The sequence below is a fragment of the Paenibacillus sp. 598K genome (assembly GCF_003851045.1).
GTDB lineage: Bacteria > Bacillota > Bacilli > Paenibacillales > Paenibacillaceae > Paenibacillus_D.
In genome coordinates, this window is sequence record NZ_BFBX01000091.1 from 22,461 (window position 1) to 33,947 (window position 11,487).

Annotated in this window: 10 protein-coding genes; all 10 read right to left on the bottom strand. The window is 60.5% G+C overall.

The features are described from left to right. Positions 1–10: 10 nt before the first annotated feature. Entirely contained in the window at positions 11–511 is a 501-nt protein-coding gene (locus PA598K_RS24660; RefSeq protein ID WP_128659514.1) for a GNAT family N-acetyltransferase, read from the bottom strand. After that, complete coding sequence (locus tag PA598K_RS24665; RefSeq protein WP_128659515.1) at positions 511–1,539, bottom strand: M14 family metallopeptidase; 1,029 nt, start codon at positions 1,537–1,539, stop codon at positions 511–513. The genes PA598K_RS24660 and PA598K_RS24665 overlap by 1 nt, the downstream gene beginning before the upstream one ends. Further along, positions 1,536–2,921, bottom strand: coding sequence for an adenylosuccinate lyase (purB, locus tag PA598K_RS24670; RefSeq protein ID WP_128659516.1), 1,386 nt, complete (start codon positions 2,919–2,921; stop codon positions 1,536–1,538). Before purB ends, PA598K_RS24665 begins: the two co-directional genes overlap by 4 nt. Positions 2,922–2,972: 51 nt before the next feature. Then, positions 2,973–4,142, bottom strand: coding sequence for an amidohydrolase (locus PA598K_RS24675; protein ID WP_128659517.1), 1,170 nt, complete (start codon positions 4,140–4,142; stop codon positions 2,973–2,975). Between the two features lie 17 nt (positions 4,143–4,159). After that, a complete protein-coding gene (locus PA598K_RS24680) occupies positions 4,160–4,471 on the bottom strand; it encodes a 2Fe-2S iron-sulfur cluster-binding protein (RefSeq protein WP_128659518.1) in 312 nt (103 codons plus the stop codon). Positions 4,472–4,477: 6 nt separating this feature from the next. Next, the gene (locus PA598K_RS24685; RefSeq protein WP_260405590.1) at positions 4,478–6,166 is read right to left on the bottom strand and encodes an L-aspartate oxidase; all 1,689 of its coding nucleotides are present in this window, start codon (positions 6,164–6,166) and stop codon (positions 4,478–4,480) included. A gap of 54 nt (positions 6,167–6,220) precedes the next feature. Next, positions 6,221–7,729 (bottom strand): tripartite tricarboxylate transporter permease, encoded by a 1,509-nt coding sequence (locus PA598K_RS24690; RefSeq protein WP_128659519.1) that lies wholly within the window; start codon positions 7,727–7,729, stop codon positions 6,221–6,223. A 97-nt stretch (positions 7,730–7,826) separates the two neighbouring features. After that, positions 7,827–8,351, bottom strand: a complete 525-nt coding sequence (locus PA598K_RS24695) for a tripartite tricarboxylate transporter TctB family protein (protein WP_128659520.1) — start codon at positions 8,349–8,351, stop codon at positions 7,827–7,829. After that, positions 8,351–9,415, bottom strand: coding sequence for a tripartite tricarboxylate transporter substrate binding protein (locus PA598K_RS24700; RefSeq protein ID WP_260405591.1), 1,065 nt, complete (start codon positions 9,413–9,415; stop codon positions 8,351–8,353). The genes PA598K_RS24695 and PA598K_RS24700 overlap by 1 nt, the downstream gene beginning before the upstream one ends. 325 nt (positions 9,416–9,740) lie before the next feature. Further along, positions 9,741–11,054 carry an LLM class flavin-dependent oxidoreductase gene (locus PA598K_RS24705; protein WP_376739071.1) on the bottom strand — a complete coding sequence of 438 codons (1,314 nt, stop codon included), beginning with the start codon at positions 11,052–11,054 and terminating at the stop codon, positions 9,741–9,743. Positions 11,055–11,487: the final 433 nt, after the last annotated feature.

The window sequence follows — 11,487 nt, forward strand, 5'->3', positions numbered from 1 at the left end:
GGGAAGCCTCCTAAGCTCTGAACTCGGGGATGAGTATTTTTTTCATAAAAATGGTTATGTGTCCGCGTCCCAGGTCCTTGGAGCCCTGGATCTCGTAGCCGCGGCGTTCGTACATCTCGATCAGCCACGGATGCTTGTCTGCCGTACCTAGCGAGACCGCCGGCGTCTTCAGCGTATCACGCAGCATCGTCTCCTCGCACCAGGTGATCATCTCGCGGCCGATGCCCTTCCTGTTCGCATCCGGATCGCTGGCGAACCACCACAGGTGGGGCACCCCGTATGGCCCCGGCTGGGGTCCCCACGGCATGCGCACCGAGATGGTCGAGACGATCCGTCCCTCTTCCTCCATCACAAGACACATGTTGTTGGTGAGATTCTTCTCCACCAGCGCCAGATCCGCGGTAGCGGCAGCAAAATGAATGCCCAGCTGACGGATCGGCTCATAGGCGCGCAAAGACAGATCCAGCAGCTGCGGGCCGTCCGCAAGCGTCGCCAGTCTAAACTCAGCCATTACCCCTCTCCTCCTTCAGTCCAGGCAGTGCCTACAAAAGCGATCCGGTCGCCGGTATCGACCGGCGGATTGCGCCGCGTCGCGATGACATACATCGGCTGCTCGACCCGGACGTCCTGTACCGTACCGAACATGTCGACGATCCGGCATAGCCGGTCGCCCGGCTCCAGAAAGCTGCCGCTCGGCGCCATGTCGATCGCCAGACCGCCGTGATCCGTATACAGAAAACGGCGTCCGGTCACGGTCGGCTTGCGCGCTGGCAGCCCTAAAGCCGCCGGAACCGCGAGCTCGGTCATGCCCAAATGGCGCAGGATCGCCTCAATCCCCCGTTCCCCGAACGTCACCATGTCCGGCTCCAACACCCCGCCTGTGCCGATCTCCGCCATAAAGGCAGGAATGCCGTGCACCAGACACTGGACATCGAGGAAGCCAGCGACATTGCCCGGCAGCTCGCTGACCGCACCGCCCAGGTCAACCCGGCAATGCGCGGAACCGTCAAATACGCGAGCCATCGCTTCCGCCTCGTCGCTCACGCGTGCTTCCGCTGCGGGGATCCGTTTGAATACCGTATAGGGCAGCGCGTCAAAGTAAGAGCCCAACGTATGAAAATCAATCAGATGCGTGGCATACTGCTTGATCCCCTGGAACAGCACGTCCGCCATCCGCTGCGAGATTGTCCCGACCGGGCTGCCTGGGAACTGCATGTCCAGATCGAGGCCGTCCTGCGGCGTGTTCTTCTGCCGGGCCTGCAGCGCCAGCGGATTGGAGATCGGGGTAGCGATGACCGCTCCTTTGAGCTTGGCCGGATCCAGCCGGTGCATCAGGTTGCGGATCGCCATCGGCCCGTTGATCTCGTCGCCGTGCACGGCACCATTGAGCCACAGACACGGTCCGTCTGCGGCGCCATTGACGATCAGCACCGGCATGCGGACCGGTCCGCCATGGGACAGCTGCGCAACCGTGATCTCGCCTGTCACCCGCTGCCCGGCTTCGGCGATGATGCCGCTCCACTCTATAGCCCGGCTCATGATGCGTCGCTCCCTTCTTCCGTCAGCCAGCCCGAACGTTCGGCAGCTGCGAGTACCCGGTCCACCGTCTCGCCGGCCGAGCCCAGGTAGGTGGTCGGATCCAACAGATCCTCCAGCTGCTCCTGGCTCATGACCGCCTGGACGCGGCTGTCCGCCATCAGAATGTCGCGGAACGGGATGTTCTCCTCGACGCTGCGCATGCAGTGCTCGTAGACGAGCTCATGGGCGGTCTGCTTGCCCATCGACTTGCCGAGCACGAACATGACCCGCTCGGAGAGCAAGAGTCCGCCAAGCTTGTTGAGGTTGGCCAACATATGGTCCGGTTTGACGATCAGACCGGACAGAATGTTCTTGGCCAGCGCGAGCTGCGCCGCCACATAGATGCAGCTCTCGGGCATCGCGATCCATTCGCCGCGCCACGACATGGCGTCGCGCTCATGCTCGACGATCATCGACTCCTGCACCAGCGCCACATTGTAACGGACCGGCTTGGTCAGCGAGACCATGCCCTCGAGCGCCGCCGGGTTGCGTTTGTGCGGCATGGTCGAGGAGCCGATCTTGCCCGCTGTGAACGGTTCTTCGACCTCGTCGATCTCCGTGCGCATCAGATTGTAGAGCTCATTGCCCAGCTTCGCCAGCGTGCCGCTGATCAGGCCTAGCAGTCCGGCGTACTCCGCCGAGCGGTCCCGGGAGGAGTGCCAGCAGATATTGGCTGTCTGCAGTCCCAGCTTGTCCAGCGTCAGCCGCTCCACTTCCGGGCCTTGCGGGCCAAAGGAAGCATAGGTGCCGACGCCGCCGCCGAGCACACCGGTAAAGACGCGGCTCTCGGCTTCGCCCAGCCGGTCCAGATGACGGACGAACTCGTCGAGCACGACCGCGATCTTGAAGCCGAACGTCGTCGGCAAGCCCTGCATGCCATGGGAGCGTCCCGCCATCGGCGTCAAGCGGTATTCGCGCGCCAGACGCGCCAGCTCCCGTGCGACGCCCCGGGCATCGCGGACGATGATCTGATGCGCTTCCTTCAGCTGCAGCATCATCCCTGTATCGACGATATCCTGCGTCGTGGCCCCGTAGTGCACCCATTCGCCATGCTCTTCGCCGCACAGCCGTTGGAGCGCCTTGAGCGTTGACATAAAGGAGTGCTTCAGCACCGCAGCCTCGGCAGCGACCTCCTCCATATTAATCGATCCGCCCTGGGCGCTGGCGGCGATCGCTTCCGCCGAAGCGGCCGGGATCAGGCCGAGCTCGCCCTCGGCGAGCGCCAGCGCCGCCTCGACGTCCAGATGCTTTTGCAGACGGTTCTCGTCGGACCAGACGGACCGCATCTCTTCCGTACCAAAGTTGTTGCGTGTCAAAATCATATCGATTACATGTGACGGCATAAGCTGATCCTCCTAGTTGTAAGGCAATGTATCGCCTATTCCGGTTTCTTTTTATCTATCTCCGTAAGCCTTCAGCGCCTCGACGGCAATCTCGGCGAACAACGCCGCGCTGATGGCCAGGGCATCTTCATTGAGCGTGAACTTGGGGTGATGCCACTGCTCGGTGCCTCCTGTGCCCATCCACAGGAACGCACCCGGCACCATCTCCTGATAGAGCGCGAAATCTTCGCCGCCCATCGTCGGCACCGCCTCCACCACCTGTAGCTGCTGAGCACGGGCCACCTGCCCTGCGAGCTCGATGGCGGCAGGGTCATTATTAACCGCCGGCAGCATGTCGATCCATTCCAGCTCCGCCTCTGCTCCGAAGCCGGCTGCCACGTTCTCCACGACCCGCCTCATCTGCTCGGGCAGGTTCGCTCTTGCTTCCCGCTGGAAGGTACGCACGGTGCCTTCCATCTCGCCGCTGTCCGGGATAACGTTCCACGACGAGCCGACCTGAAGCCGGCAGACGCTGACGACCGCCGCATGATGCGGACTGGTATTGCGGCTTACCAGGGTCTGCAGGGCGCTGACGATGGCGCTGCTGACGACGACCGGATCGACCGTCGCTTCCGGGATGCCGGCATGGCCGCCAATCCCTTTGATGCGGATGATGAACCGGTCGACCGAAGCCATCAGCGGGCCCGTCTTCAGACCGACTGTCCCCACTGGCAGCTCCGGCTTGTTGTGCATGCCGAAGACAGCCGTCACGCCTTCAAGCGCACCTGCCGCGATGACGGTCTTGGCGCCGGAAGCCGTCTCTTCCGCCGGCTGGAACAGGATCCTCACATTGCCGTGAAGGGTATCTGCCTGCTGTTGAAGAAGCGTAGCCGCGCCGATCATCGAGGCGGTATGGAAATCATGTCCGCACGCATGCATCCGCCCGGGGATCTGGGAGGCAAAAGGCAAGCCCGTCTCTTCCCGGACGGGCAGTGCATCGATATCGGCCCGCAGCAGGATCGTCGGTCCGGGCTGGCTGCCCTTGATCTCGGCCAGAACGCCTGTCGCGAGGTTCAATTCGCGCAGCGGAATACCTGACTCCGTAAGCCAAGTTCGGATCCGTGCCGTCGTCTCATGCTCTTCTCCCGAAAGCTCGGGATGGCGGTGAAGCTCTCTGCGCATCGACACCAACTGTTCCTGCAAGGCAGCGCTTTGCTCCTGCAGTATGGATGATAAGGTCATGATGTACCTCCTTATAGTTACTCACTTGGCCAGTAGTCTCTAGTCGTCTTCAGCGCCGGCTCCAGCCGGATCCCCTCGGGATCCAACAGCGTACGACACGAGAGCTTGCTCTTGCCGTCCACTTTGACCATACAGCTGCCGCAAAAGCCCCGTTTGCAGGAGTGGTCATGATACACAAAGCTGCCATCGAGCTCGTCAGCAATGTAGCGCATCATGTCCAGCACTGTCATGCCGGGGCGATAAGGTATGTTATAGGTTGTATAGGTCAGCTCGCTGTCCGCCGAAGCCTTACGCGCCACCTCGCATGGTACCATCGCTTCTCTCATCATCCTCGCTCACCCCTTCTGCCGCTGCAGCTTGCCGGTCGCGGCCCGCTCGCCATCCTTGCGGACCGTCACGCTCAGCTGCCACTCCTCGCGAAGCTCCGGCGCATCCACACGGACGTGCGCGCCCCGGCTCTCCCGCCGATCCGCCGCCGCAGCCGCGACGCTCCAGCCAGTATCGACCATGTTGCGGAGCTCCAGCGCTTTGACAATATCTCTATTATATACTTTGGAAGCATCACGCGCCCGAACCTGGTCCAGCTCATCCCGCAGCCCTTCGAGCTCGGCCACCGCCAGCTCCAATCCCTGCTGCTCCCGCACGACACCGACATGCTGCTGCATAAGCTGCTGCACCCGCGACCAGCCTTGCAGCGGAGTAAGCCCGCTGCCGCCGGTGCCAGCCCGCTCGAGCAGCCCCCGTACAGGCGATAGCGCCTTCTCCACGGTGTCGTTGCTCGGCTCGTCTGTCCGGTTCTGCAGCGCATGACGGGCTGCCTCGCGACCGGCAATCGTGCCGAACACCTGATTCTCCGACAGGGCATTGCCTGCCAGCCGGTTGGCGCCATGGATGCCGCCTGTGCATTCGCCGGCTGCGAAAACGCCGGTTACGCCGGTGCGCGTCCGGCTGTCGATACGGATGCCGCCCATGAAGTAATGGGCTCCCGGAGCGACCTCCCGCAGCTCAGCATCGGTCTGGATCCCCAGATCCTCGAGCAGCCGCTGCTGCATCTGCGGGAATTCATCCGGATCCATGCCTCGCGTGCTGATGTACAGTCCGCCTGCATCCGTCCCGCCTCCGGCAGCCAGCTCCTGGGCCATCACGCGGGACATGACGTCGCGCGTCGCCTGCTTGAGATCGCCGACTCCATAACGGTCCCAGAAGTCTTCGCCGTGCCGGTTGAGCAGCCGGGCCCCCTTCGGGATAAGGATACCCGAGTTGAACATCAGCCCCCTTGCACCGGCCGGCTCCACAAGCACGGTCGGATAATGCTGCACGAATTCCATATCCAGCAGCTCGATGCCCGCCCGCAGCGCAAGTCCGTATCCATCGCCCGTCGCTTCGAACGGATTGGTATTGAGCGCGTACACCTGGCTGCCGCCCCCAGTGGCGATGATGACTGATGGCGCTGTGTACACGCGCACCTCGCCCGTGGGTGCATGATACGCCAGCGCGCCCCGCACCTGACCGTCTTCCACGAGCAGATCCGTGACGTGCGTGAAGGCATGGATCGGAATCTGCCGTTTGCGTATCGCCTTGAGCAGCACCCGCACCATCTCGCTGCCGACACGGTTGCCGACATGGGCGGCACGGGCATAGCTGTGCCCGGCCAGCCAGCCGAGATGGAGCCGGGAAGCATCTTCCTCCTGTTTGTCGAAGGATACGCCCAGATCCGCTACATACTGCACGGCATCGCCCGCCTGTTCGACGAGGATCCGCACCAGCTCCCGGTCCGAGATCCCTTCGCCGGAGCGGACGATATCCTCTGCGAACACCTCTGGGCTGTCGCCCGGCATCGCTTCCGGCAGGATCGCGCAGAACGAATAATGCGCCGAGAGCGTTCCCCCCGATCGCTGAGGCTCGCTCTTGGTCAGGATGGCGACGCGCGCTCCTTCTTCGCTGGCGGCCAGAGCAGCGCGCAGCCCGGCGCCGCCGCTACCGACGATAATCACATCGTATGAATCGTGGCTCAACGCCTCCACGAGCAGCACACTCCTTTTTAGAGGTAGTTGAAATAGTCCGCTTTTTGATCACATTTAGATCCGTTTTTCGGCTTTGCTCTGCAGGTTGCGGCGTCTGCGGATCAGCTTGCCGATCAGCGGCCACAACGTGATCAGGAGCCCGATCGCCAGCAGCGTACCTGAGATCGGACGCATGAAGAACTGGGTCAGATCACCGCGGAAGATCATCGTCGACTGGCTGAACGAGTCTTCCAAGAGCGGTCCAAGAATAACGCCCAGCACGAGCGGGGACGGCTCCATCTTGGCCTTGCGCAACAGATAGCCCAGGATGCCGAAGATGACCAACACGATGACGTCGAACAAGCTGCTGCGGACCGAATAGGCTCCCACAAAGCAGAAAATCATGACGATCGGCATCAGTACGCGAGGTGATAGATGCGAAATCTTGGCGAACAGGCCGACCATCGGCAGATTGAGCACGAGCAGCATAATATTACCGATATACATACTGCCGATCAGCGCCCAGAACACCGCCGGATGATTGGTCATCATCGTCGGTCCCGGCGTGATGCCCTGGATCAGGAACGCACTGAGCAAAATGGCCGGCAGGGGCGAGAACGGCACGCCGAGCGACAGCAGCGGCACCAGAGCGCCTGCGCTCGCGCCGTTGTTGGCCGCCTCGGGTCCGGCGACGCCTTCAATCGCCCCTTTGCCGAAGCGCTCCGGATGTTTGGAGATCTTCTTCTCCAGACCATAAGAGGCGTACGTGCTCAGGATCGTCGCCGGGCCGGGGATCAGCCCGATCAGGAAGCCCAGGATGCCGCCCCGGAACATCGGGCCGGCGCTCCGCTTCATCTCGTCCTTGCTGGGCATGAGCTTGCGGAGCGAGAGATCCGCCTTGATCGGCTTCTGCGACTTCTGCTCCATCGCGCTGATGACCTCGGATAGTCCATACAAGCCCATAATAATCGGGGTAAAGTCCAGTCCGTCGATCAGCCAGGTCGTATCGAAGGTCAGGCGCAGCGTGCCGCTCATCGCATCGATGCCGACGATGGAGATGACGATGCCCGCGATGATCAGCAGATAACTGCGCAGCAGCGACGTGTCAGTCAGCCGCGACAACACAAGGAAGCCGACGAGCACGATAGCAAAGTACTCCGGCGGTCCGAAGCGGATCGCCATCTGGGCGATCGGAGGCGCAAGAAACGTCAGTAAGATGATCCCGATCGTCCCCGCGATAAAAGAGCCGATGGCTGATACGGCTAACGCCGCACCAGCCCGGCCCTTCTGGGTCATCTTGTAGCCGTCGATCGTCGTCACCACGGAGGCCGCTTCCCCCGGGACATTGACCAGGATAGAGGAAGTCGATCCCCCGTACATCCCACCAAAATAAATGCCCGCGATCAAGATCAGCGCCGCCGTCGGCTCCATTGAAAAGGTAATCGGAAGCAGCATGGAGATCGCACCGACTGGGCCCAATCCTGGCAAAACACCGACCATCGTGCCTAAAGCAACCCCAATCAGACAGATTAAGAGGTTGCTCCAGGACAATGCGGTGCCTATACCCATCAGAATGTCTTCCATTAGTAATGTCTCCTCCTGCATTTCAATCCATGAGGCAATCGAAACTTGTAATATAAGCCCCACAAAATGGAGCTATGCCTTCGAAAAAAACCAAAGCTTATTGGAACCAGATACCGGCAGGCAGAGACACGCCCAGCCAATAGTCAAAAACCAGGTAATTGATGCCAGATACCAGCACCGTCAGCAGCAGCAGGCGCCAGCCCCGCATGCTGAGCAAGTAACCCGCCCCGGCCACCGCCGCCATGGAAGCGATGACGAACCCGGCAAAGTGCGTCAGCACGATAAAAACAATAAATACAACGATAAAAGAGATTAGCCCGCGCACATGCACAGGCTCCTCTCCTTCCACTGCAGGCGTCTCGCCTTCCACTGCCGGTACTGTCTCCTCCTGCAAGTCAGCAGCCGGCGAAGCCTTGACTTGTCCGCGTTGCAGGAAGAGCAGGAGCAGCATGACGCTGCTGAGCACAGTCAGCAGCGTTCCGAACACTTGAGGAAAAAAACCGGCTCCGATAGCTTGCAGCTTCCCCATCGGCAGCGACCACGACTGCCAGACCGTGACCAAACCGGTCACCAGCAGTAAGGCAGCCGTAATGATCCTCGCCTTGAATAAGATGGGCGTCATTACTCGATCCGTCCCAGTCTTCTGTACAGGTCCTCTGTCGTCTCATACCAGTCGTTTACTTCCTGCAAGGAGTCCGCCCCGTTCTTATAAGCGATCTGATAGCCGACTTGATCCATCAGTTCTTTAAAACGGTCGGTTTCGTAGACAGCCTTGGTCAACGCATCGATTTTTTGAACCACTTCTTCCGGCACATCATTCGGAATGACGATGAAATGACTCGCTCCGCCTGCTACGTCTACGCCCTGCTCTTTAGCTGTTGGCACATCAGGCAGTTGGTCAACCCGATTCTCGCTGAGTACGGCCAGCGCACGAAGCTCGCCTGCAGCGACTTGGCCGGAGATCTCAGGGACATTCATAAAGCCTACATCGACGTGGTTACCCAGGACGGCTGGCAGCAACGGACCGCTGCCTTGGAATGGCACGTGCTGCAGTTGGATCTCTTCCCGGTCTTCGAGCAACTGGGCCAGCAGTGCCACGACGGTGCTCTCGCCAGGGTTGCCGACTGTGACTTCGCCAGGGTTAGCTTTGGCATGATCGATCAGGTCCTGCAAGGTCTGGAACGGCGAGTTCTTCGGTACCACGACGGTAACCGCCATCTCGCCCGCTTTATTTACGATCGTAAAATCGTCACGGGTATACTGAGCCGGCGTGATATGAAGTGCAGATGAAATGTGGCCCGTTGCCGCCCACAGCCAGGTGTAGCCGTCCGGCTTGGCTTTTACGAGCTCGTAGTTGCCGACAGTTCCGGATCCGCCGCCGACGTTCTTGATCGTGATTTGCTGGTCGATTACGCCGTTAGCCGCCTCTGCGAACGCGCGGGCCAGGATATCGGATACGCCGCCTGCGTTGAAAGGCACGATCAGCTCAATCGACTTCTCCGGGAACGGTGTATCCGTTGCAGCCGGTGTTTCGTTTACCGTATTGCCGTTGCCGGCACCTTCATTTGTATTGTTAGGCTGGTTGTTTGTCGCGCCGCCGCCGTTACTGCCGCAAGCAGTGAGCAGTGCAAGGATGACGGTGAACATGACAAGCGCCGACCATCTTGTCCGTTTCTGTTTTCTCATAGCTGCCTCCCTCTTCGATGTAGTAGATGCTGAGACTTCCCTTTCCTTAGACATTCCGGTTCTCCCCCTTAGTTTCCTTCCAACTCTTGTCCCTCATGCAAACAAGCGGCATACGTGCAAAATACTGCTCAGACTCATTGGCCCAAGGGCTATCCTTACACGCGATGTCAAAAGCCGAGTAAACAGGTTGGTATTAACGATTTTATTACACAACTCGAAATGTGTCAACGAGAAAAGAATTTTGTCGAATTATGGAGAAAAACCAGAGGATTTGGGCGCGGGAAATACCGCCATTTATCTGGAAACAGATGGCGGTACGCTACTTTTAACTGTATCGGTTCTCAGGTTTGTGAAGGCCCAGATGCTGCCGCAGCGTCGAACCGTCGTAGTCTTCGCGGAAAAGCCCGCGGTTCTGCAGCTCGGGGATGACACCCTGCGTAAAATCCTTTAGTCCGCCCGGCATGTAAGGCGGCATGATGTTGAATCCATCTGCGGCATGGCCGTCAAACCACTGCTGGATGTGATCCGCCAGTTGGACCGGTGTGCCGACGACGATTCGGTGACCGCGCGCGCCCGCCACTTCCCGGTACAGCTCACGCAGTGTATAGCCCTTCTCCCGGGCCAGCTTGAGGAGCAGCTGCGGACGGCTCTTGTGGCCTGGCGTCTCCGGTACATCCGGCACCGGCTCGTCCAGCTCATAGCTTCTCATATCGAGTTGGAATCGTTCCGACAGCAGGCTGTAAGCACCGTCATCGTCGATCAGGCTTTGCAGATGCTCGTATTTCTCCTGCGCCTCCTTCTCCGTCGCCCCGACCACAGGCAGCAAGCCGGGCAGGATGTGACATTGATCGGCTGTCCGCCCGTAGTTCGGCAGCAAGCCTTTGAGCTCCTTATAGAACGTCTGCGCATCCTCGAGCGCCTGCTGCGCGGTGAAGACAACCTCGCCGTATTGGGCTGCCAGCTGCATCCCAACGCCGGAAGATCCGGCCTGGATGATGACGGGGCGGCCCTGCGGACTGCTGGTGACGTTGAGCGGACCCTTGACGGAGAAGAAGCGCCCTTCGTGACCAAGCTCATGAAGCTTGGATGTATCCATGTAGACGCCCTTCTCCTTGTCGACGACGTAAGGGTCCGGCTCCCAGCTGTCCCACAGCCCCTGCACGACCTCGACGAACTCGGCGGCACGCTCGTACCGCAGTCCGTGCTCAAGATGCTCGGCGGCGGAGAAGTTGGCCGCTGCGGCAGTTGACGAGGTGGTGACGACGTTCCAGGCGACCCGCCCGCCGCTGATCAGATCGACTGAGGCCAGCAGCCGCGCCAGGTTGAACGGCTCGTAGTAGGTCGTCGAAGCGGTGACGGCCAGACCGATCCGGCTGGTCGCCATCGCCAGAGCAGCCAGCAGCGTGATCGGCTCGAAGCGGGCGATGACCGATGGCGTCGCGTCCCGCGCTGTCGTCAGCCCGTCAGCGAGGAACAGCATATCGAACTTGCCTTCCTCGGCGATTCTGGCAATCTCGACGATCAGCTCCAGATTCTCGCTGCCCGACTTGGCCTCCGGCATCCGCCAGCCTGCAATATGGTGCCCCGCTCCCTGGACGAATACGCCCATTTTCAACTGTCTGTCACTCGTTGTTGTCATCATGCTCTTCCTTTCTACCGCTAACTATTGACTCTGTGAAGTACCCGCCAGCCCGTTGCGTTATCCAACGCACTTTTCTGCCGCTAATGGCGCCGCCGCGGGCCGGTTCGCGCCGCTGCAGCGTCCCTCTCTGGCTTTCGGAGAACAGCAACCACAGATAGCGCAGCAGGATGCCCGGCTGGGGATGGCCGGGACGCCGCCACCTGTTCGATACTGAATCCATCAGGCTTCCCGTACTGGCGGATCATCGCTGCTCTCATGAGCCTGTCGGCTCTCCCCTGTCGCCGCCCTCCACAGGGAGGGCGAGCCTATATTGGCATTATAGCTCAGTCTCGACCAGCTTCCCATCTTTACTTCCGCCATCTCGGCATACAGGAAACTCTCATTCCCTAGTCGTTTGCGCTGCCAAGCGCACATCGAGTAGGCCTATGCG